Raw genomic sequence first — 22777 nt, forward strand, 5'->3', positions numbered from 1 at the left:
CTCGATACTTACGTTTACTATACTTGGATTGCCACTTAGTGTCTTGTTTCTCTAACCATTTAGTGTGGAAAGTACCATACTTGATTCCATCAGAGCTGATAGCCAAATCAGCTATACCAACATCAAGGCCAACAGCCTTTCCTTTTCTAAATGATACCTTTCACTAAATTGTTTTGAAACTAGCTTACTGTTAAAATTGCTAGTTGCATTATTCGTAGCGTGCCTAATTGAAATGTCAACTTTTTCCTCATTTAATGGTGGATTGCCATTAAGAATTTCTTCAAGCATTCGAGTATCACTATCTTCAAGTTTCATTTTTATTAGGGCTCCTAATATTTTTTATCATTTACTCCGTGTTTATCAACTAAGACTTAAAAATATATATTAAATTAAATCAGCATTCGGTAAAGATTCCATATATTTCTTAATAAATTTCCAATCCGGTTTTCCCATTTCATTAACAGGTAAATTTATATGTAATTCTTTAAGCCGATTAGTTCCAAGTTTAAAACCATATCCAAATTGGGCTTTTTGCTGCATTATCACTGTTGTCAAAAATAATGCGACGTATTTATCCTGAATTGGTAATTTAAGATATCGTGTATCGCCTGAGAAAAAAGCAAGATATGGATGATAAAAAGAATAGCCAACACTACCATTACGATTCACACTAATTACGTTTTTGCCAAAGCTCTTAGGACTATTATCAGTTAGATTAATAAATCCTGTTATTCCATTATTTTGAGAGGAAGAACCGATAAATGGAGTCAATCCTTCTATTCTTAAATACTGCGGATAATCTTTTCCAGATTCAGGTGAACCAAAAACTTTCTCTATAGTAAATTGCTTCCACTTCTTTTTATTCAGAGAAATTGAATCTTTCATTCTATTTTTAGTTACAGGGAACTGATGAATTCCAGACTTAACACTATTTATTTTTTCACCCATCTTAATCCAATCTAATTCTCCAGTACTATCTAAGGGAAGATTAATAATTAAGTTTTTAAGTCTTTCATTACTTAGTTTAAAACCATACGCAAATTTTGTTCTTTGTTGTTCTAAAGAAGTAGCTAAATATAATCCTTCATCTAGATTTAGATTATGGCCGTCTTTTGGCGAAATAATAGTTACATCCGAAGTAGCTATAAATCTATAAGGATGAAAAAATGCTTTGCCTAAACCTACACTACCATTATTTCCTATTGCCAATTTATTTTCATAGATGGTTTCTCCTTGCTTAGGTTTAACACTAATTTCTCCCCCATTATTAAACCCTGTTGCACTAATTAATCTAACACCAGTTTTCCCAACACTTTGTCTCCCAGTTAAGCTCTTCACATTTCCCCTTTTTACTTTAAAAAAGTCACCGACCCTAATCTTCGTCAAACAAATCACCTCTTCCATGAAGGATCATATTTTGTTTAAACGCAACATAATCTTGTATTGTTTGCATAAAATCACCATCAGTAGGCTTATCTGGATTTGTATAATGTGCATTATGTAGCCATTCATTATCAACAGTAAGTTCTGCTTTAATCAAAAAATCCTCAGGAGCGTCAGCCCCATTAACAACAACATCAATTAATTTTTCCCGTTTTTGCTTATTAGTTCCATTAGGCACCAACCCTTTTTTAGGTATTAACGTGTAGCCATCATCAGTAAAGTTAATTAATTTTGTTTTCTTTTTCCCCTGACCAACACCTACTCTTTTTTCAATTATTACTACTACCGTTTGAGTTGCAGTTGGGTAAAACGTTAAAGGATTCATTGTAATAATGCTATTAATATAATAATCATCGAGTAGCCATTGCTTAAATTCTTTCAGTTCTGAAGTTTTTACACCTTTCCCACCTGAAACAAGCACAGATATAGGCATTATTACAGCCAATTTACCACCATCATCCATTAAACTTAACGCATGTTTTACAAATTTATACTCCGGTGCCTTTTTTCCTTGTGAATAAGGTGGATTCATCAATACTTTGGTAATGTGTGGTGCTTTAGATACAATAAAATCACTATTCTCTTTTTCTTCTACATTTCTTACATATTTAAAAAAGTCGCCATAAGTCATATTTGATTTGCCATCACCTCGAAGAATCATGTTTGAGGCCGCAACAGAATATATGGATGGCTCATTTTCAACCCCATATAGGTGATTACTAACAATCTCATTAAATTTTTCTTGATAGCTCTGATCGTGAGAGAGTGATTTAATCATTCTGTTCATTCCAGCAACTAAAAAGGAGCCAGAACCCGTTGTCGGATCGAGTAAATAATCCTTAGGTGAAATCTCTATAAGCTCAGCCATTAAGGATGTTATATGTTTAGGTGTTAAGACGATTCCTAAAACGTTTCCATCTGAGTCATTATACTTTACAAATTCTGAATAAAAATCACCAAGGATATCAGCATCCTCACCTATTTTTACTTTGTTATATACATCAAATAATACCGATGTGAATTCATATAATGGCGAATGATCTGCTAATTCTTTGTTAGGCATATAAAGTACCTTATTAATTTTAAGAAAACTAAATTCAGAAAGGATAGGTTGTACTTTACTATCATCAAAATCTGGTTCTTCTCTTTGTCGTTGTTCCAAGTAAGACTGTACCGCTCTGTAAATCACAACTCCGTCATTATTATTCATCGTATCAGAACCTTTTAGGTCACTTAAGCTTAGTTCTTTGGAATGAATTCCCAGTAGAATAGCTGCCACTAAAGGTGCTTTCAAAGAATTCTTTAAGCTGGTATAAGTCCTGATATCATTGTGTAATTTACTTGCTATTTTGGCTAGTTCCTCTGATTTTATTTCACTTTGCGGAGTCTGATGTTTAACATTGACACGATAATATTCATCAATATTTTCAGGAGAAAATTCCGATAATCCATTAGTCTTGGGTAAGGGGATAAAACCACCAGTTTCATTTATATAATATGGAATTATCGATTGGCGGTTCATGTTTCCGGCTATTCCTATTGCAAAAATATGAGGAAATAACTTAGATTCCTTTTGAATCTGTTTTGCGTACCATACAGCACCGTTTACTGCATAATTCTCCGTTGATTTTTCATCAAGAATTAATATCTGATTGTTCAGGTTAATAGTATTAGATATATCTTCTTTAGTTTCTATTAAAACCAAATATTTATTACTAGTCGAAACACCTTGGGTTATAAACGAAAAATCTGCTACACCTCGATTATCATTTTGTTTTTTTGACGCGTGTCTCATGGCGTCATACAAAGATGGAAATATATTTTCTACAGATTCCTTTGCTAAGTTATTCCTGACTAATGAAAACCCAATCTTATTTAACTCGTCAATAACCCACTGTTTAATAATATCTTCATTTGCCACTTAAGCCACCGCCTTTCGATTAGCGATGGTTTTACTATAGCCAGATTGATCTAAAGGTAAAGTCCTGTCAGTAATTAGAAGTGGGCTTTCCCCCCCCCCCCATCAGATTCTTCGTAAATATAATTTTATGGTTCATTTTAATACACCTCATAATTGTAAAATCATCTGAAATTCTAACATGCTTAATCCAGAATAAAAAGACTCCGCTTGGACGGAGCCATTCAAAATAAGACTATTTATTAACAATATGTTTTGTCAAATTTTCTATAAAACTAGGGTTATCAAGTAAATATATAAAGAATATTATACATCGCAAGATTTTTGACAAGTATAGTTCGTCGTCCACACAAGTGTTAACGTTTCCATAAGCAATCTTATCCACTAGTTCTTTATTATTTCTTGAATTAAAGTAAGTAAGTAATTCTTTGAACTGCATATTTAAGAAATCTTCTGCTTCTCATTGCGCAAAATTCGTTTGTCCTTTGGAACATAGAAAAAAACATAATTTACATCATTTCCATATCCATATAATTCATTGACGGTGCTATTCGCATTATATGAGTTAAGTGGTTTTATCCCCGAATATGGTAAATTCAATACTGAGTATAAAAGAGATCCATTATTGGGCTCCTTAAGAAATTTATCTTGCTGATTTAGCCATATTCCAATATTACCTAACTTTTCTTTTATCTCATCTTCATTTAAGCTATCGATCATTCTTATTTAAGACCCCTGATTAATAAATTATCAATTTACCTATTAGTTTATTTAGTAATTGATTTGGGACAACTTTTGCCATTAGTAAAAAAAGAGAACACTTAAGAGTGTTCTCCTAATTAGATAATATTTATAAATTCATCATTGCTTCTGAGAGCAAATGAAGTGATCAACAACTATACGTTGAAGTTATTTTCATTAAGGCTGAGAGGTAAATATATATTCAATTAAAACTATTCCAGTGGCCTTAATTCTACTCAGTTTACTTTCCAAAATATCTTTAATGATTTTCTATATTCTTAAATAACCGTAATCTATTAGTCGAAATATGTTTAATTTCTTCTATAAATTTATCCATAAAATTATAATCTAGCTCTTTACCATCATTAGTGGTTGGTAATTTCAGAACCATTTTCTTAGCAATGGTTCTCCTAAACTTATTTCCATAACTAAAGCCCATGGTAAGAGCCTCTTTCCGAAAAACTGTTGCTATAAATAACATGGTATTTTCTGTAGCATGAGAAAATTTAGGATACATGCCCTGCACATGAGAGTATCCTACAAAGCTTTTGCCTTGATAAAAAACTGCATTAGCATCTGTTGTATCGCTAAAGGTAATTATATTCCCCTTTTCATTGTTATCTTTATTTGTATATCCTCCCACTCCCTCATTATACGCAGAATTTACAATCACTGGATTTATACCATCTTTTTCCATTAAATCCTTATTGGTTAAATTGTAATGTTTAGTTGGATGTATGTCGAAAAGATTTGATATAGGAACATCATTCCAAGATGCCTTATTAATTTTTATAAATTGTTGAGCAGCAATATTAATAGTCTGTACACTCTTTACATAGTCAACACTATCTTCAGAAATTCCATATATGATTTGACTTGCAATGCTTTCTTTAAATACTTTTTGATCAATTTTATCGACAGCAAGCATTCTGTTCATAATAGTTCTTGCAAAATCATCCTCTGTTAAATTTAATGGTTTCTTGGGGACAGGATAGCTTAGATTCATCATATTTTCGAAATCTGGGGTTATCCAGTGACACGTATCATCTCCGGCTTGTCTATTAATTATAGTCACCCAATAACTTTCTATAGCTTTCCATTTATCATGAATGTCTTGACGTCCCTGATTTTTTACTGTCTCCAGTCCATCATCCTTTATATAGCAAGTAAAAATCTCCTTATTATTTTCAGTTAACTTATCTTTTTGAGGTTCACCTACTTTAAATATGAAAATAGAAGCTGAAACACCTTCGAATGTTTTTTCAGGTAATTTAATGATTTTCTTTAAGGAATGATTTTTAAAAATAGATTTAACTAAAGTTTTAGAATCATTTTCTAACTTTTTATCAGGCAAAATAAAGGCAGCGTCTGTTCCCATAGGGACATTATCTAAAACGGCCTTAACAATCTTTAAGCACCCATATTTCTTTTCAAATGGTGGATTCATAAGAACTTTATTTACAGGATAAAATTCTTTTTTACATACATTGTCCACTGGCCATCGCTTTTGTGAAATGTTTTTTATCCATTGCTTTGCCCTTTGACTTGTTGTATCTTCTTGCGTTAAATTTGTTTTTCCATCTTTATGAATCATCATATTTGCGCATGCAAGAGCAAATATCGTCTTATCTTTCTCAATACCATATAATTGTCGCTTCTTTATTTCGGTTGCTTTAGATGTTTCCATTCCTCCTGCTTCCTTTATCATATTTGCCATCGCCTTTGTAAGGAAAGCTCCAGAACCACATGCTGCATCAAGAACAACAGAATCTTGATTTACATTAATTATTCTATACATTAGGCTCGTAATATGATCAGGTGTAAAAACTTGTCCTCTCTCAGATTTTCCCTTGTATCTATTAAATTCATTAAAAAATATCGCCATAACATCCTCGCCATTCCAATTTCTAGAATTTAGAGAGTCTGATATTTTGGTTATATTTTTTATAAATAAATCTATTGATTCTTGATTGTCAGAAATATTCATTTTTATTTCATCAAATACAGTGGTCAAAAGATCAAGCTTACTGTTTTGCATTTTATCATGCTCTAATGATTTATTTAATACACTTTTTATCTCAGATTGCATTGCAGGATACGACATGCCTTTTACTAGCATTGCACCATAACGCTTTGCCACAAGTGCACTAGCTGTAAAAATCATTCTTTGGTATAAATTATCAATTCCAAATTTTATGTGTAAAGCATCATTTATCTGCTTAGTTAATAAATATATTTGATGAACATTAATCTTTTTTTCTTTAAAGTAGTTGATATAATAATTTTTACTCTGAAGCGAAGCTACGTTAGGAATTTCATCCATAGATTTACCATTGCTCTTAAAAATTCGAATATCCGAACCATTATATAAAACACCAATTACATAATCATATCTATCTAGTGTAATTCTGCAATTCTTTTGAATTTCATAGTATGATGCTGAATTACCCGAAATATCGACATTGCTATTTTTAGTTTCTAAAATTAAAGCAACTTCACTTTTATCCTTTGGCAAGTACCATCCATCAGGTTTATCAAGAATTCCTTTCCAAACGGAATCATTTAACATTTGACTTAACTGATTAAATGTAGTTAACTGTCCCGTACCCGAAAAGGCAGCTTTTGAACTTGACAATTCCAAAATTTTACCAGCTTGTTTTCTAACATAATCTTCTGTCAATAACATTTATGCCACCTCCTTCTCTGAGGCGACATATGCATTACTTACTTTAGCAATTAGAAGGGGCGTCTTGCCCCCCCCCCCATCAATTTATTCATATTATTAATATAATAACTCATCATTAACACCTTATTTTTTCTTACTTAAACTATAGTTGATTATTACTACTTCTCATAATGTGACCAAGCAGAATAGATATTTACTGTTTTATGTTGCTCATCAACCGTATAAACAACACGATGCTGAATATTAATTCTACGAGAATATTTTTTTAATAATGGTGGTTCTAACTTTTCAAACCCCTGATTAGGTTTATAAGGATTTTTTTTCAGTTGTTCTTCAATCTCTTTATAGTTATCCTTCAGATTACTATGTTTAAGTTTTCTTAAATCTCCCTTAGCGGAATTTTTAATTCTAACTTTATACATCATTACAGCTTATCCCAATCAATTTCATCAACATCAGTAAACCCACTATTATCTGATTCCCGTTGTCGTACAATATCGCCAACTCCGGTTTCTTCTAGGTACATGGTTTCTTGAATAGCATCCCAGTCTTTCTTGCTGATCAACACAGCATCTTCACTGCCGGAGTTCTTTGACGAAGAAATAGTTACTGGAGTATGATCTGCATTCACTTTTTTTATCAAATTATATAAGTTATTTCTCGCATTAGTTGGTGTAATTACATTATCCATTTATACTTCCACCTTTCACTATTTTTACCTTTATTATAGCGTACGTATTAGCGTACGTCAATTTTATCACAAATAAAAAGGCTCCTAACGGGAGCCTTTTTGCTTAGTTCGGCAAATTTAATTACCTAATTCTAAATCGGTGTTGACAATCATAGTTTACTTCTTATAGAAGCTGACCATATGAAAGCAAAAAAGAGAACGTCTGGAAACGTTCTCCTTATTTTTTACTAAACCAGCTAAGAACTAATGTAATTTGAATTAACCAAACCGGCGAACTACTAATAGCAATCTTATCCACTAGTTCTTTATTATTTCTTGAATTAAAGTAAGTAATTAATTCTCTGAACTGCATATTTCATAAATTCATCATTGCTTCTGAGAGCAAATGAAGTGATCAAAACTATACGTTAAACTAAATTTCATTAAGGCTGAGAGGCATGAATATCTACCTAAATAGATTTTGATAATTAATAACAGATCCCAATATATTATTTGCTGTTTCAAGTAACACATCTGATTTTCCCTTAGATAGTTCCTTATTTATAAGCTTAACCGGTATCTGTAATCTTAAAATACTTTCTATAGAGACTCTGGCTCGAGAAGATGATGAACCTGTAGACATTAACATAATCTTCTCGGTTATCTCTTTTGATCTGAGAATTGGCAAAATAGCATATTGTTCACTCTTATCAAAATAACTATTAGTTTTATATTTTAAGGCATAGACCTCATTAGAAACATAGATAGGTTTTTCAAGAATCGTTGGTACTATGCCAATCCTTCTTTTTCTTGGATTTATTCTTGTTAAATAAATTTCACCTGGATTAATGCAATTTAATGAGCTACCCTTTATATTTTTACCTAAAACTTCATCATACTTTTCTAAGGCCCCAGTATAATCTGAAAAATATGGTACTTGAACATAGTAATATCTACTTTCATTATTTAATTTCTTTCCAGGAGAGACGATATCAAACAGTTCTCCTAGACTTACATATCTTTCTTCATTTTTTGAAACATTAGTGCCAATTAAACCACCCGCATCTAACCTGAAACTATTAATCTCTGGATAAGGAATCCAGCTTACTCTGCTGCCATGAATTTCTTCAACATGTTGAAAAAGAGTCTTGCTTCTTTCTAATACCCATCCAAAATCATTTATATTAGTCTCCCTGTAATCTGATTTACCTGTTTCATATCCAATGTTATTAACTGTTGCTGCAAATGTATACTTTGGTTGTGAATTTCCTTTTCTTTTTCTAATTTCAATAATTGATGTTTTAGAAGCAGAACGTCCAAAAGGCTGAAATGCTCCTGCTGGTAATGAAATCACAGAATTGATATAAGTCTTACTTAGAAGCCACTCACGAAAATAACGATATTTTGGTAAATTTAATAAACCTTCAGGTATTATTATCAGCATTCTTCCATGATTATTCAAAAGACGTAACGATTTTTCTATAAATAACAAATCAAGTTCCTGCGAATCTCGATCATGACCTAATTCATAGTTACTAAGAACATTTTTATCAGTATATAGAGTCGAAAAGGGCGGATTTTCTAAGACTATATCGAAATATTTTTCTGGTAGATATTTTGTTTTTAAGGAATCACCTTGCTTAATATTATTCCATCCATCACCATGCATTATCATATTAATCTTTGTAAGAACATGTAGGTCATAATCGGCCTCTTGCCCCCATATACAATGCTCAACTAATTTTTTCATTGCAATTTCATAATCATGAGCTGCTAAGTTATTACTCTTTAGTTCTCGAGACACATAATTGAAAGCATTTACTAAAAAGCCTCCAGAACCAGCAGCAGGATCAACAAATTTTTCTTTGTATTTAGGCTCCGCTAATTTCACCATAAAATCAACAATTTGGCGAGGGGTAAAGTATTGATCAAAATCTCCTCTCAAATTTGCTTTTAAGAATGTTTCGTAAACAACACCTTTAATGTCGTCACCGGTTCCCAAAAATGAAAATGGTTCAATTAACTTCACAATTTCAATTAAAATATTACTACTGCTTATCAACAATCCCGGATCATCAGCTCTATAAATACCCTTGTAACGTTTTGTAGCCTCCTTAAATAGTCTTTTGAAGACTTTTAACTCAGAAGTTTTATTATATTTAGCACTCTCAATAAGATAATTCAAACTAAATCTGTTTGGCTTTTTCTCAACAGCTGCTCTACGTTCTTCATTCATTTTAACTAAAAGGATTTTGGTCATTTCTTTGAATGACTGATCTGACCTAATTAAACCTTCGTTCTCGATTACAACTTTACACTTTTTTATAACTTCATAAAGATCGTAAACAGATAGTATTGTTAAAAGTGTACTCCTAACTTCCTTTAATTCAATTTCCGAGTAACTTTGACCCGCATTTTTCTGAATATTCGCTATTAGTTCCTTTTTATTGGGAATTTTATATACCTGAGCCCCTGAAGCTGCATTCATTCCTTCTAAGTCTGTTCCATTAGTTGCGAAGCCAAGCATTGCGGCCGGAGTATTAACCAATTTAGCATAAGAAACCGCTTGAAGAACATCTTTTGAGGATAAAGTTTTAGTTGGCTCTTTAGTATCAATAATAATCTGTGGTTTCCCATCAATTAGTATTTCAATATCAGAATAAACAGTAACTTGACGTGAACCGACTTGAACTTTAATTGGATTTTCAAACCTCATATCATTTTCTGTATATCCGATTGTTCTCAAATAAGGAAGTATTATTTTTAGTTTAACGTCTTCTTCTGAATGAAGTTCTTTCCCTCTTCTTACCTTCCAAAGCTCTTCATTAGCCATTCTGTATCACCGCCTTTCGATTAGCGATGGTTTTGCTGTAGTCAAATTGATCTAAGGGTAAAGTCCTGCTAACAATTAGAAGCGGACTTTTACCCCCCCCCATCAGATTTTTCATAAATATAATTTTATGGTTCATTTTAATACACCTCATAATTGTAAAATCATCTGAAATTCTAACATGCTTAATCCAGAATAAAAAGACTCCGCTTGGACGGAGCCATTCAAAATAAGACTCCTGATTAATAAATTATCAATTTACCTATTAGTTTATTTAGTAATTGATTTGGGACAACTTTTGCCATTAGTAAAAAAAGAGAACACTTAAGAGTGTTCTCTTTTTTCATAAAACTGAAAATTACAGTTCGGATTTTCTTATTGGAAGCCGGCAAACTATTAGTTTTTTCCCAGTCTCCTAATTAGATAATATTTCATAAATCCATCATTGCTTCTGAGAGTAAATGAAGTGATCAACTATACGTTAAAGCATTTTTCATTAAGGCTGACAGATAATCATCACCCCGGTTTCCATCAACTATCTGCTCCTTATCTTAATAATTTGTATTGCAACATTTTATCAAAAATGTAATTCCTATAATAATCCTTTAATTTTCCTCGCATGGATACAAGATATCCATTCAGTGTTGGATAATCATAGATCTTCTTTTTCATATTACCTTCCTTATGTGAAGTATTTAATTCGTTAGAGATCTGATACACACCATAAGTTAAGTCACTATTATAATTAACACACTTTTTAGCTTCTTTAAGAATATTATCCCATAAACTAAGAAGTTCTTTTTCATCGTTATTAACTTCAGTTTTACTTGAATTAATACATTTTCCAAGATCCATTGTTGCATAAGTTTGCTTAATTGAAGAATCCAAGCATAATTCGTTGCGATAATAACGATTATCGGCACCTGTAAACGATATACATTTATTTTTATTAGATAAGCAAGTGTATATCAAACACATTTTTAAGAATTGTTGATCCTGAGTATATGCGTCACCACCATCTGCTGTAGTGAAATAAACGTCCTTATCATACCATTTATCAGCGGGAAACAATTTTGCTACAAACATGGGTAATTTATATAGATAATTATCTTTTCTTAGCCAAAATCCATAAGAGTTTTTTAAAGCTGTATCAAAATTTGTCCTGACTAAATTATAATGTTTTGGGTCAATCATAAAGCTCTTTGCCACCATGTAGCCGATAATGTTTGAATTAAATTTGGGCTTCCTACCCTTCACGTATTTCCAATCTCTTCTTTCATATCCATCAGATCCAACAACTGCAATATTATCTTCTGATTCAAGATCATCTGTAAATCTTCTTTTATCAGAATAATCAGAGATGTTTTTCTTAACTTGCGGAACAAATATATCATGATCCGCTAACCTAACTACATCATTATTTTTTATATCAAAAGTTTTAAGTGTGATGAATGTTTCTGAGCATTCTTCATTGGACCAGAGTATACATGAAACTACACTTTTAGTTGCATGAAAATACTTTCTATTAAATGCAAAGCCATCGCAAAATTTCTTTTCAATCAAGTGAATATTTTTATAATATTTAACTGGCGAAAAAATAACATAGCTATCTGTTGGCTGCCTTAGAAAATAATTAAATCCTGACCAGATAAATAGATTGGAAATTTCTCTAGCAACGGCTTGTTGACCACCAAATGAGCTGATATTCTTTTTAAATTCCTCTAAAACGAATGAGCCTTTTCTTCTTGTTTTAGCACGCTTTGAAATATCGCCATCCTCAACATAGGTAATGGCGGAGCTATCTGAATATGGTGGGTTTTCAAACAAAATAACCGTATAATTTTTGTTTTCGATATATTGCTTTATTAGCGGATTATCTATGTACTCTTTACTTAAAGCATCTGCGTTACTAACCATACCGTTTTCATATATAACATTCACTTCACTAGGCGGTATAATATTAAGGACTTTATTACCCAAGCGCTCAGATAACACCTTATATTCATAGTATTCATATGTACTTACTATACAATGTGAAATTAATTCATCACCATTATCATCATATAAGCCCAATAAAGCAGACTCCAAGTTTCCTGTGCCCGCACATCGATCTAAAATAATATAGTTATTTCCCTTTGGTACCCTAGCTACTGCCTTTTGTACCAACTCAGTAGCCTTCTTACAATAAGGTACAGGAGTATAGAAAGCCCCTAAATCCTTTTTATTTAAATCAGCATTCAGACAATCCATTAAATATTTAAACTTTTCATTCGTCTTTTCTCTATAAGGGTTAATTAGATTTTTAAAATGCCTTGGCTCTCTAATTTCCCCAATGATCTTTACTTGCCCAGTATCATCTCCAAGGAAATCACCTTTAGAGGCATTAGGAAGCTCTTTATAGTACCTTTTTGCCCAACCAACTATGCAGTTCTCATCGAGATCAATCGGAACAAACCAATTTGTCTCATCTTTAACTCTGTTTATAAGCAGTTTCTTAACCTCAGCGGACTGAAACATATCACTATAATCATACTCTGCCTTAGCCGTTACATTTTTATTAAAGTTATCATCATTTTTGGAAGCAGCACCAATATAGATTTTTTGAATGTCATCAAGATAATCAGATGAATTATATACATAGACTTTAGTAGCGTTTAAATCTATAAGCATAATCCTTGCAGGCACAGATTCCCCTTTAATCCTAATATATGATAAATACTTAATTGCTTGGAAAAGGACTTTACCTGTATTATTAATATTTAACTTAAATTCAAGTAAATTACCATGCCATATACCGTCAGTATTATCTACAAGTATCGAATTATCATTTTGCCAAGGAATCTGATAGTTATCAAAGAAATCAATCTGCCCATCACGTTCGATTTCATAATGTTTTTTCAACATTTTAAGCCACCGCCTTTCGATAAGCGATGACTTTACTATAAGTAAATTGTAATAAAGACAAAGTCTTACCAGTAATTAGGAGCGGACTTTTACCCCCCCCCCATCAGATTTTTCATAAATACGATTTTATGGTTCATTTCTATACACCTCATAAATGTTAAATCATCTGAAATTCTAACATGCTTAATCCAAAATAAAAAGCTACCGTAATATATAGTCTTAACGGTAGCTCTTATCATGGTTTCCAGTACGGATTAAATCTAAAATATGAAGATCAATTTCATTATTATGAATTTGATAAACTAGAACCCAATTATCATCATACTGACGATCAACATGTAATGCACGTAAATCCTTATATTTACCGTGTAGTTTGTGATCCTTATGTTTTTTGAACAGTTCTTCCTTATCATCGGCAATTAGAAGCTTAATAACATGTTTTAGCTTATCCATATCATAATGTTTTCGCTTAAGACGTTTGTAATTACGTTTAAATTCAGGAGTTCGATTAATAATCAATGTTAATCTTCCTCCTAGTTATCAAGGTCATCAAATAGCTCATCGACAGAGTTAAATGATTTGTAATTACCATCTTTTAGTTCCTCTATCGAACGATCAAGACTTGCTGTTTCATTAGTGACCTTAAATGGAATACCATTAGTTTTGATAACTTTCTTTAAGTAAATTTTGATACCAGTCGAAAAATCCATTCCCAAATCAGTAAAAACGTCTTGGGCATCATCGTGGGTTTGTTCATCAAGCCGTAAACTATATGGTTTTGTCATAATTATCACCCTTTCTGTATTTACATTGTAATACAGAAAATATACAAAGTGAATAAAAAAGCTCCCTAATGGGAGTCTTTTTGCTTGGCTTGGTAAATAATTGATGGATTCTAAGAAGTTTAATTAAACTTACGTAAGCCAAGAAGTCCAGCGAAGGCTGATACTAAACCTAAACCAATAATCGCAGCTGAGTTGTTGTTACCAGTTTGTGGTAATGCCTTGGCATCAGCATTCTGCTTAGCAGAAGTTTGGTTACTAGTAGTACCTTCAGCATTGTTGGAAACGACACTTGAAGTTCCATTACCGCTAAAGGCAACCTTGCCATTTACAGTATTAGTAGTTAAACCATTAGTAGCCGTTTTACCAGCTGATTGACTGTCGTTACCTGGAGTTACGAATGAAGCGGCATTCTTAGCAGCAACCTTAACATTAGCCTTAACGATAGCTGAAGAACCATCTGGGAAGGTTACTAATACATCTTCAGTGTAGTTACCAGCATGTTGAATATCAGCAAGGACTTGTGCCCGGTTAGCCCAGGTTGCAGTGGTTCCAGCTGGTAAATCAGCAGCAGAGCCATTACCAGTTGCAGCTAAGACCATCAAAGTCTTATTAGCGGCACTGTGAAGATTGACGGGAATTACAAGGCTATTAGCCATTTGTGGTTCTGGTAATTGATCACCTTCGGTTAAGTTAACTTGGTTGATAACTACCTTGTTAGCATACTTTTCAGCGTCAGACTTCAGAGCTTCTTTAGCAGCGGCCAAGTTAGATTCAGCCGTTTGTTGTTTGACCTTAGCACTAGCAAGTTTAGTTTGAGCTGCAGCTAAAGCATCATTAGCTGATTGAACGGCACTTGCTAATGGAGCAAGCTTTGTCTTAGCATCTGCTAATGCTTGGTTAGCACTATCAACTTGAGATTGAGCGTCCTTAACCGCTTGTTGAGCCTTCGCAAGTAATGCTGGAGCATTTTGCAAGTCGGTTAAGTTCTGCTTCAAGTTAGTTAGTTTATTAGTGTCCTTAGTAACTTGATCCTGAGCAGTCTTAACATTTGCTTGAGCCTTAGTTAAGGCATCATTAGCCTCCTTAGCCTTAGCTTGCTTAGTAGTCAAGTCATTATTAAGAGATACTAATACTTGGTTAGCGTTGTCAAAGCTAGCTTGAGCGTCCTTAACCGCTTGTTGCTTAGTTTGTAAGTCAGCAGCAAAGTTATCAACGTTCTTTTGTGCTTGTTCTTGAGACTTTTGGTCATTAGCTAACTTAGCTTGGTCATTAGTAAGCTTATTTTGGGCGTTAGTTAATGCAGTAATAGCAGAGTCAAGATTATCTTGAGCAGTCATTACATTAGCATTAGCTTGTTCAAGAGCTGATCGAGCATCGGTAACGGCTTGGTTCTTAGCATCAAGGACACTTTGAGCTTGAGTCAAGGCATCAGTTTCAGTTGAAAGCTTACCTTCTGCTTCATTAGCAGCAGCCTTAGCATTATCTAAAGTCTTTTGTGCATTATCAACATTAGTTTGCTTAGTCTTAAGGTCGGCTTGGTAAGCATCAAGGTTTTGCTTAGCTTGGCTTTGAGTAGTCTTGGCATCATTCAACTTAGTAGTTGCTTGATCAAGAGCTGATTGAGCATTACTCAAGTCATTTCGAGCATCAGCAACAGCTTGTTGAGCAGCACTAGCAGCATTTTGAGCATCGGTTAAGGTACTCTTAGCAGTGGTTAAGTCTTGTTGAGCTTGATCGTTAGCTGTTTTAGCTTGATCATATGCTGATTGCTTAGCAGTTAAGTCTTGTTGAGCAGTGGTTAATTGATTCTTTAATGCTTCAACATCAGGAACAGTGTAGGCATTGTCACCAAGGCCATTACTTGAAGTAGCACCAGCAAAATCAAAGTGTGAGTAACCATACTTATCAAAGCCTACACCCATTACTTTGTTGTCTATAGTAGAAACAACGTTACCTGGAAAGTTAACAAAGTTTTTTGCATGTCCCCAACCTGAATCACTATCATCAAACATCATTTGAGAAATTGTATTATAGATAGCTTCTTTAATTGAATCCATGGTCTGAGCAGGAATTGGTTCTGAAATAAGTTTATTACTTCCATCTTCAGCAAATTGATAATTATGAAGAGAGGAACCCATATTCTCACCAATACCATTGGCTTGGTAATCATTCATTGCTTGCTGAAGTGCATCATTATTGTGACCCTTGCCACTTTCCATGTCTTCTCCAAACGCATCCCATGAAGGATCATTATAACCATTCTTAATGATGGAATTAGTAAGCTCAATTGCCTGTGGTGTAGCTTTGGTCTTATCTACCCCCCCATTTGAGATTGAATCTGGTTAACTAATCCTGTAGCAAAAATAGTTAATTCTTTTTGTTGTTCTGCAGTTAAGTGGTTATAGTCAACGCTTTCTTTAGCTTCAGCAGCGTTATGCTTATAGCTGTTACTTGATAGACCAGCTCTAGCAATGCTTGAAAGTTCTTTACTAGCAGCATTAGCATCAGTTTGAGTAGTAGTATCCTTGTACTTTGTTAAGGCTTCTTTATAACCGGCTGGAAGTGTAATCGTATTGAAGTTACTGATTTGATCATTCAAGTCATCAACCTTGTTTTGAGCATCATTCTTAGCTGTAGTTGCAGAATCAAGTGCTGATTGAGTTTGATCAGCAGTTGCAGTCTTAGCAGCTACATCTGATTGAGCATCAGTAGCAGTCTTTTCAGCTGCCTTTTGATTGTTGGTAGCATCGTCCAAAGCACCTTGCTTTTGAACAACGATTTGTTGAGCAGCGTCAACAGACTTTTGATCATTATTTACTTGAGTGGTAGCGTCATCGTAAGCCTTTTGAGTCTTACCGGAATCACTACCATCAAGAATAGCCTTAGCATTGTCGTAGTTACTTTGAGCATCACTCTTGGCCTTGTTCTTAGCATCAAGATCAGCCTTAGCATTATCAACATTCTTTTGGGCTTGGTCACGAGTACCTTGAGCCTTTTGAGCATCATTTTGAGCATTCTTAACCGCATCTTCAGCAGGCTTTACCTTACCTTGCGCATCAGTTAAATCTTGTTGCGCTTGATTCTTAGCATTAAACTTCCCAGCAATATCTTGTTGGTCATTAGTAATAGTATCTTGGTCAGCCCTTACTTGAGCCTTAGCATTATCCAATGCTTCTTGAGCCTTACCAGAATTGCTGTTGTTCAAAACATCCTTAGCATTATTAAGGTTAGTCTTGGCATCATTAACAGCCTTCTGTTGATCGTTAACCTTATTTTGAGCATCAGTAACATCGTTCTTAGCTTGGTCAGCAGCGGTTGTCTTAGTAGCTACATCTGATTGAGCATCAGTAACCTTTTGGTTATCTTGATCAATAGTCTTTTGTTGATCACTGATTGCATCCTTAGCCTTTTGAATATTTTCTGGTGTAGCGTTATCAGCGTTCTTTTGAGCTTGTGATAATGTAGCATTGTTAGTATCTAATTGACCTTGTGCAGAGTTAGCGGTTGCTTGAGCACTGTTAACTACTTGTTGTTGAGTATCAGCAGCTCCTTGAGCACTAGTAACATTAGCTTGAGCGTTGTTAACATCATTTTGTGCATTGTTAACGTCTACAGTTGCTTGATTAGCTTGTTGTTGTGCTTGATCAACTGCTGCTTGCTTAGCTGCATGATCAGTAGCTTGTGATTGAATAGTAACACTATTGTTAGTTGTATCAGCTTTAACAGTTTCATTAGCAACAGAAACCCCAGCTACAGTAGCAAGACCAACTCCAGTTAAACTTAAAATCTTTTTAGAATCTACTTTTTTAGTCATCATTAATACCCTCCTAATAATAAACTACCTAATTCCTATTATTTTCGTTCATCTTAGTAATTATAATCCTTAACAGCGTCGATTGCTTGGCTTTTATCCCTTCGGTAAAAGTATCTAATACCTGCCGAGTATAATAGGTTACTTCTGTTTGTTTTAGTCCTTGTTTAACCACCTCTGCAATTTCACCTTGAACAGTTTCAAACATTTCGTCTTCGGTTCTAATGTTCCGTAGTAATTGAAGAAAGTCATCGTGAGGAGTTGGAATGTCGTCAACCCTTAGTAAAGTATCATAAAGCTTTGCCAATTTAGACTTCATAGCCTTAGGAATTTTAGAATAGTCTTTTTTCCACCGATATATTTGTAGCCTTTTTACTCCTAATAATTCGGCTAACTTATCACCAGTCAAAACTTTTCCTTCCTCATCTAAAAAGCCTTTCCAATTATTGAGTAATCCAATAGCTTTCTCCTCTATATCGTCCGCATCATTCTCTTCGCTAACGGCAACTCCATTACCGGCCAAATCATCATATAATTCAGCTAAACTAGTAATCATTGCGTCAGTCAACTCAGAAGTATGTTTCTGATAATGTGAAAGCTCTTGATCTGAAATTCTTAAATACTTTGCAAGATCTTTTTCGGTCAAAACACGGAAATCGTCCTTAAAGAATCCATCAGGATACTTCAGAATTCTTCGTGCCTTACCTCCCTTAGTTAACACCTTATCACCTCGTTCCGTTTACACTTATTATAATATCACACTTTGATATTAATTCAATGATTTTATTGTATCTATTTGTATTTTTTGTTTAAAAGAAAAGCAGCAGGCAATAAAAGCTTGCTGCTTAGCTGTTATGCAAAGGATATATCTCCTTGTCTTTCATTAAACGCCGGAAATGCATCCTTAATAATAGTTAAAATACTAGTATTCTTTGTTTTACTCGAAAGTTCGATTCCTTTCACTCTAATTATTTCATACGTTAAAGAGCTTAATAATACTAACAGTAATCTATAGTGAAATATATACGATTTAAATAGGAGCTTAATTGAACTCCATTCTTTCTTGGAATAATCTTTTTTTATTAAGTCAAAAAAATTTTTATTTAACATCCAAAATACTTGAAAGGATTCCTTCAAATTCAGGTAGATATTATTTTCAGCAAAAACTACTAAAACATCGAAAATTCTCAATCCAAAAGCTATTATACAACTCAATAATATAACTATAAATATCATAATAAGAGCAACTCCATTTTAACTTTCAACCATCGTCAACGTTTTTTTCTCTTATGTTTCCTATAATCCGTAGGAGTTTTAATCTTCGATCTGGCTTTTACCTCCTCAGCAAATTGGTGGCCAACATCAGTTTTTATAAATTCAGACCAACCTCCAAGATCATCAACCTCGTTCGAAAATTGTTTTACCGCATCATCAAAACTTTTGACAAGTGTTTTAGCCGATTCTTTTATTTCTTTTTCTAATTCTTGTTGATTAACCAAGAAGAAAGAAATAATTATACAGTAGAGAAAGGTAGATAAAAGAATTAAAAAATATATAATTCGATAAGTTGTTAGTGAAACATAATTAATTAAAATACTATTACTATCATCAATTAGTATTGCAAAAAATAAAACAGCAATAGTATATTCTATAAACTTTCTAATTCTATTATTACGTTTTGTATTCCATCTCTTAGAAAACTTTGCACCTACTACGGTAAGTATATTAGATACCATAAACATTAAAACGATTAAGTCAATACTTGAGCTCTTTTGTAAATCAAATATGTTATATCCTGCTAACATCAAAGATGCTATACTATAAATTCTTTTAAAATCACTTAAGCTATAAATAAAGAAATCCCCAAAGTCATTTCTTATAACAACTATATAGAATATAAACGTTTTTTTCAACATACACGTGCTTATTTATATAAGTATTAGAAAAGCAGCAGGCTACGAAAGGCTTGCTGCTTAGCTGTTATGCAAAGAATATATCCCCTTGTCTTTTATTAAACACCGGAAATGCATCCTTAATAATAGTTAAAATACTAGTGTTCTTTGTCTTGGTTGCTTGATTTATGTTTTGCGGTAGTATCCCAAATATAGCAAATCGACCAAATAAGATAAGTCGATAAGCTCACGAACCAAACTTCAACCCAATACATAAAACTATTAGTTATGGTTATATTATCAATAGTTTTTGACACTTGCTTTAATTGCGGTTCTATTGACTTTAGAAAGGCAGAATAGTTAATTATTATTTCGCAACAACTTAGAAAACTTATAAGCAATAGTATGGTAAAAAACCATCGAATTATTACTTTTCTCTTGTCATGCAAAAATTGTATAAAGTTTTTCATAATCAATACCAACCATTTGCTTGCCAGAATTGCTGAGCGGCAGTCCAAGAGCCATATCGGCCTTGAATATATTGATCAGCTACTTGTTCTTGATGAGCTGGTGAATAATCACCACCTAAGTAAGCAGATGACAATTGGTATTTACCAATATATTGACCGTTTCGAGCATTGTAATTGCCACCTGATTCACGACCAGCAATCCATGCCTTGGCTGCTGCTTCGTTGCCTGGAACTGGTGAACTGTAACTACTATTGCTGCTTACACTAGTAGTTTGAGCACTCGTGGTAGCTTGATTTACTGTGGTTGAATTAGTAGTTGTCGTTGAGGTAGTTGCAGCTTGAGCATTATTAGTTGATGATCCGGTATCGTTATTTTGTCCGTCATCTGGATTAATCTTCAATTGCTGACCCACAATAATTGTATAGTTAGCATCTAGTCCATTATCTTTAGCAATTTGCTTAATTGTCGTGTTGTATTGTTTAGCTAAAGAACTAACTGTATCAACTGCTTTAACCACAACAATCTTAGTAGCTGAATCAGTATTTTGTGCTTGATTGCTGGTATCAATCGTTTGACCAGCAATGATCTTGTTTGGATTATCAATATGATTCCGAGAAGCCAAGTCATTAACAGTTGTTTTGAAGCGTGGTGCTAGAGCCGATAAAGTGTCGCCTGGTTTCAGTTGAACCTGATCAGCATGTGCAACTAATGCATTACCGCTTTGAGCTAATAGCATACCAGCTAAGGCTGCTGTTGATAATAAATATTTGAACTTTGACTTACTTCTTTCCATAAATTTAGTACCTTCCTTTTCTAGTAGTCTGTTTGTATTATTTCTACCGAAAAGAAAAGATCAACTTCTGCCACCCCGAAAATTAATACAATAAATAAAATTAGGGCTTTTTATTAACAGCCCTCTTACTCCTTATAATTATTTATCATAGTGATATTTAAGTTGCACTATTTGTATCTCTTTACTTGTTACCCCATATACCATACGATGCTCACTATTTAGCTTACGGGACCAAAAGCCAGATAAATTATGCTGTAAAGGTTCTGGCTTACCAATACCAGTAAATGGATGGCGAATTGTGTCGCTAATAATCTTATCTATTCGCTTTTCCATTTTTCTATCATCCTTTTTCCAAGCCAAATATTCCTGCCAAGCATCTTGTGTAAAACTAATATTAAGCCTAGTCATTTGTGTTAGCAATCCTTTCAAACTCCTCAGGAGTCAACAAATGATTTTTTTCGGGATCACCCAACTGATTAATTGAATGCGATAATGCTTTTTGATTTGCCTTGGATCCTAATAAATAATTAGTTTCTTGCCAAGAATTGTATTCTTTCTCTGAAATCATGACTACGTTTTTCTTTTCTGGTCGGGCAACGATAATTACTTCACCATACTCTGCCACATCATCGGCATATTTCTTAAATGATTTTCTAAAATCTTTGGTAGTAACTGCTTGGATCATAGTATCACCTCAACAATAGTATATCAGTTTCGTTAATATTTGTACACGTTTGTGTACAAATATTAACAATCTTATACTATCATCAAAATTAATCCCCGTTGACTTACTCAAAGTTCAACGGGGATCTTATTTATTCAATTGGTTTTACGTTCCCAGTAGCATAATTAATCAAGATGTTGTTCTGCACATTTGGGACAAAAACATTAAATTCTAAACTGCCATCTTTTGATTTTGCTTCGATATGAGCACCTGAGGGGACAATATTATTACCATCATACACATCAGTTACCCGATAACGTACTTGTTTACCTTCATCTAATGCTTGCCGCACTAATCCTTCATAGTAATTCTGACCAGTTGACTTAGGATTATTTGCTTCATTCGCCCAAGCGGTTTGCGTAGCAATATTTGCTGGGTTAGCTTCAGATGCATTAAAACCTTTAATGCCACCAACTAGTGCATATCCCAACAAGTGGCCACGGTCATACGCATGTGAATAACCATTAGTTAAATGGTAAACCTGTTTAAATCCGGCTGGCTTCCAATTAGTAACACCATTACCCGTTTGGTTCCGATTTTGGTACTGGCGGGTAGTTTTATTTAACCAGCTATCACCTTGCCAAGCTCGGCCACGACTATCTAAATGATTAACCGCGTAAGGAGCACTGTTAATATTAGCGTTTAGATTAGTCTGGTTGTTATTAACAACATATGCACCGTAACCATTCCATACGATCTGATTGCCAACTTGTTTTCTGACATTATCACTCAGAACGCTATCAGCTCGCCCTTTTGTAGGGAAGCTTTGAGCTTGGGGCTGTTGATGATAGTTTCTTTCAATCCGTTTTGGATAGTAATGTAAGTCTGCCTTTGACTGTTTATAATAAGCTCCCCATAATCCAATTCCTAAAATAATTGCTAGGAAGCCACCAACTCTTTTTACAAATCTCATTTATCTTCTCGCCTAGTTCAAAATTAATTGTGAATGGTCATTACTAATACTATAGATTTCCCCAACTTTTACATTATTTTTGGGAGGAAGAATAACCTTGGTTCGTTCATTAGAAGGAAAAAGTTTTACTTGAGCAACACCATATAAGATAAACTCGACTAATGCTAAATCCTTATCTTCAACTATTCCTGTCATA

General features: G+C 33.6%; 20 protein-coding genes and 1 pseudogene. All 21 read right to left on the minus strand.

The window, feature by feature from the left end; all coding sequences use genetic code 11:
- Positions 1 to 148: pseudogene (locus HUK49_RS11205) on the minus strand (RNA-guided endonuclease TnpB family protein); the annotation flags it as partial.
- The gene (locus HUK49_RS04735; protein WP_191912852.1) at positions 112 to 315 is read right to left on the minus strand and encodes a hypothetical protein; all 204 of its coding nucleotides are present in this window, start codon (positions 313 to 315) and stop codon (positions 112 to 114) included. The gene HUK49_RS04735 and the pseudogene HUK49_RS11205, both read right to left, overlap by 37 nt.
- Before the next feature lie 69 nt (positions 316 to 384).
- Positions 385 to 1386 (minus strand): restriction endonuclease subunit S, encoded by a 1002-nt coding sequence (locus HUK49_RS04740; RefSeq protein ID WP_191912853.1) that lies wholly within the window; start codon positions 1384 to 1386, stop codon positions 385 to 387.
- Positions 1373 to 3364 (minus strand): HsdM family class I SAM-dependent methyltransferase, encoded by a 1992-nt coding sequence (locus HUK49_RS11550; protein ID WP_191912854.1) that lies wholly within the window; start codon positions 3362 to 3364, stop codon positions 1373 to 1375. Before HUK49_RS11550 ends, HUK49_RS04740 begins: the two co-directional genes overlap by 14 nt.
- 438 nt (positions 3365 to 3802) lie before the next feature.
- Positions 3803 to 4081 (minus strand): hypothetical protein, encoded by a 279-nt coding sequence (locus tag HUK49_RS04750; protein WP_191912855.1) that lies wholly within the window; start codon positions 4079 to 4081, stop codon positions 3803 to 3805.
- Between the two features lie 280 nt (positions 4082 to 4361).
- Positions 4362 to 6788, minus strand: a complete 2427-nt coding sequence (locus tag HUK49_RS04755; protein WP_191912856.1) for an N-6 DNA methylase — start codon at positions 6786 to 6788, stop codon at positions 4362 to 4364.
- A gap of 158 nt (positions 6789 to 6946) precedes the next feature.
- Positions 6947 to 7213: a Txe/YoeB family addiction module toxin gene (locus tag HUK49_RS04760; protein WP_191912857.1), complete on the minus strand. Its 267-nt coding sequence runs from the start codon at positions 7211 to 7213 to the stop codon at positions 6947 to 6949.
- Positions 7213 to 7479: a type II toxin-antitoxin system Phd/YefM family antitoxin gene (locus HUK49_RS04765; protein ID WP_191912858.1), complete on the minus strand. Its 267-nt coding sequence runs from the start codon at positions 7477 to 7479 to the stop codon at positions 7213 to 7215. Before HUK49_RS04765 ends, HUK49_RS04760 begins: the two co-directional genes overlap by 1 nt.
- A gap of 445 nt (positions 7480 to 7924) precedes the next feature.
- Positions 7925 to 10291, minus strand: a complete 2367-nt coding sequence (locus HUK49_RS04770) for a restriction endonuclease subunit M (protein WP_191912859.1) — start codon at positions 10289 to 10291, stop codon at positions 7925 to 7927.
- A 543-nt stretch (positions 10292 to 10834) separates the two neighbouring features.
- The gene (locus tag HUK49_RS04775; protein ID WP_191912860.1) at positions 10835 to 13192 is read right to left on the minus strand and encodes a hypothetical protein; all 2358 of its coding nucleotides are present in this window, start codon (positions 13190 to 13192) and stop codon (positions 10835 to 10837) included.
- Between the two features lie 219 nt (positions 13193 to 13411).
- A complete protein-coding gene (locus tag HUK49_RS04780; protein WP_191912861.1) occupies positions 13412 to 13711 on the minus strand; it encodes a type II toxin-antitoxin system RelE/ParE family toxin in 300 nt (99 codons plus the stop codon).
- 14 nt (positions 13712 to 13725) lie between these two features.
- Positions 13726 to 13977, minus strand: coding sequence for a type II toxin-antitoxin system RelB/DinJ family antitoxin (locus tag HUK49_RS04785; RefSeq protein WP_191912862.1), 252 nt, complete (start codon positions 13975 to 13977; stop codon positions 13726 to 13728).
- A 119-nt stretch (positions 13978 to 14096) separates the two neighbouring features.
- Positions 14097 to 16310 (minus strand): SEC10/PgrA surface exclusion domain-containing protein, encoded by a 2214-nt coding sequence (locus HUK49_RS11555; protein WP_328797258.1) that lies wholly within the window; start codon positions 16308 to 16310, stop codon positions 14097 to 14099.
- Entirely contained in the window at positions 16292 to 17794 is a 1503-nt protein-coding gene (locus tag HUK49_RS04795) for an SEC10/PgrA surface exclusion domain-containing protein (protein WP_191912864.1), read from the minus strand. The genes HUK49_RS11555 and HUK49_RS04795 overlap by 19 nt, the downstream gene beginning before the upstream one ends.
- 25 nt (positions 17795 to 17819) lie before the next feature.
- A complete protein-coding gene (locus HUK49_RS04800) occupies positions 17820 to 18509 on the minus strand; it encodes a hypothetical protein (protein WP_191912865.1) in 690 nt (229 codons plus the stop codon).
- A gap of 550 nt (positions 18510 to 19059) precedes the next feature.
- Positions 19060 to 19704: a hypothetical protein gene (locus HUK49_RS04805; protein ID WP_191912866.1), complete on the minus strand. Its 645-nt coding sequence runs from the start codon at positions 19702 to 19704 to the stop codon at positions 19060 to 19062.
- A 448-nt stretch (positions 19705 to 20152) separates the two neighbouring features.
- Positions 20153 to 20944 (minus strand): aggregation-promoting factor, encoded by a 792-nt coding sequence (gene apf / locus HUK49_RS04810; protein WP_191912867.1) that lies wholly within the window; start codon positions 20942 to 20944, stop codon positions 20153 to 20155.
- Between the two features lie 138 nt (positions 20945 to 21082).
- Positions 21083 to 21364 (minus strand): Txe/YoeB family addiction module toxin, encoded by a 282-nt coding sequence (locus tag HUK49_RS04815; RefSeq protein ID WP_413230865.1) that lies wholly within the window; start codon positions 21362 to 21364, stop codon positions 21083 to 21085.
- Positions 21345 to 21629, minus strand: coding sequence for a type II toxin-antitoxin system Phd/YefM family antitoxin (locus HUK49_RS04820; RefSeq protein WP_191912868.1), 285 nt, complete (start codon positions 21627 to 21629; stop codon positions 21345 to 21347). Before HUK49_RS04820 ends, HUK49_RS04815 begins: the two co-directional genes overlap by 20 nt.
- A gap of 130 nt (positions 21630 to 21759) precedes the next feature.
- Positions 21760 to 22581 carry a DNA/RNA non-specific endonuclease gene (locus HUK49_RS04825; protein WP_191912869.1) on the minus strand — a complete coding sequence of 274 codons (822 nt, stop codon included), beginning with the start codon at positions 22579 to 22581 and terminating at the stop codon, positions 21760 to 21762.
- 12 nt (positions 22582 to 22593) lie between these two features.
- Positions 22594 to 22776 (minus strand): hypothetical protein, encoded by a 183-nt coding sequence (locus tag HUK49_RS04830; RefSeq protein ID WP_191912870.1) that lies wholly within the window; start codon positions 22774 to 22776, stop codon positions 22594 to 22596.
- Between the last annotated feature and the right edge of the window lies 1 nt (position 22777).

Source organism: Limosilactobacillus portuensis (assembly GCF_014838735.1).
Classification (GTDB): domain Bacteria; phylum Bacillota; class Bacilli; order Lactobacillales; family Lactobacillaceae; genus Limosilactobacillus; species Limosilactobacillus portuensis.

What these genes read in the sequence shown, in the direction of transcription:
- HUK49_RS04735 (WP_191912852.1), bottom strand. Translation starts at nt 315, where the DNA reads ATGAAACTTGAAGATAGTGATACTCGAATGCTTGAAGAAATTCTTAAT.
- HUK49_RS04750 (WP_191912855.1), bottom strand. Translation starts at nt 4,081, where the DNA reads ATGATCGATAGCTTAAATGAAGATGAGATAAAAGAAAAGTTAGGTAAT.
- HUK49_RS04755 (WP_191912856.1), bottom strand. Translation starts at nt 6,788, where the DNA reads ATGTTATTGACAGAAGATTATGTTAGAAAACAAGCTGGTAAAATTTTG.
- HUK49_RS04760 (WP_191912857.1), bottom strand. Translation starts at nt 7,213, where the DNA reads ATGATGTATAAAGTTAGAATTAAAAATTCCGCTAAGGGAGATTTAAGA.
- HUK49_RS04765 (WP_191912858.1), bottom strand. Translation starts at nt 7,479, where the DNA reads ATGGATAATGTAATTACACCAACTAATGCGAGAAATAACTTATATAAT.
- HUK49_RS04770 (WP_191912859.1), bottom strand. Translation starts at nt 10,291, where the DNA reads ATGGCTAATGAAGAGCTTTGGAAGGTAAGAAGAGGGAAAGAACTTCAT.
- HUK49_RS04775 (WP_191912860.1), bottom strand. Translation starts at nt 13,192, where the DNA reads ATGTTGAAAAAACATTATGAAATCGAACGTGATGGGCAGATTGATTTC.
- HUK49_RS04785 (WP_191912862.1), bottom strand. Translation starts at nt 13,977, where the DNA reads ATGACAAAACCATATAGTTTACGGCTTGATGAACAAACCCACGATGAT.
- HUK49_RS04795 (WP_191912864.1), bottom strand. Translation starts at nt 17,794, where the DNA reads ATGATGACTAAAAAAGTAGATTCTAAAAAGATTTTAAGTTTAACTGGA.
- HUK49_RS04805 (WP_191912866.1), bottom strand. Translation starts at nt 19,704, where the DNA reads ATGTTGAAAAAAACGTTTATATTCTATATAGTTGTTATAAGAAATGAC.
- apf (WP_191912867.1), bottom strand. Translation starts at nt 20,944, where the DNA reads ATGGAAAGAAGTAAGTCAAAGTTCAAATATTTATTATCAACAGCAGCC.
- HUK49_RS04820 (WP_191912868.1), bottom strand. Translation starts at nt 21,629, where the DNA reads ATGATCCAAGCAGTTACTACCAAAGATTTTAGAAAATCATTTAAGAAA.
- HUK49_RS04825 (WP_191912869.1), bottom strand. Translation starts at nt 22,581, where the DNA reads ATGAGATTTGTAAAAAGAGTTGGTGGCTTCCTAGCAATTATTTTAGGA.
- HUK49_RS04830 (WP_191912870.1), bottom strand. Translation starts at nt 22,776, where the DNA reads ATGACAGGAATAGTTGAAGATAAGGATTTAGCATTAGTCGAGTTTATC.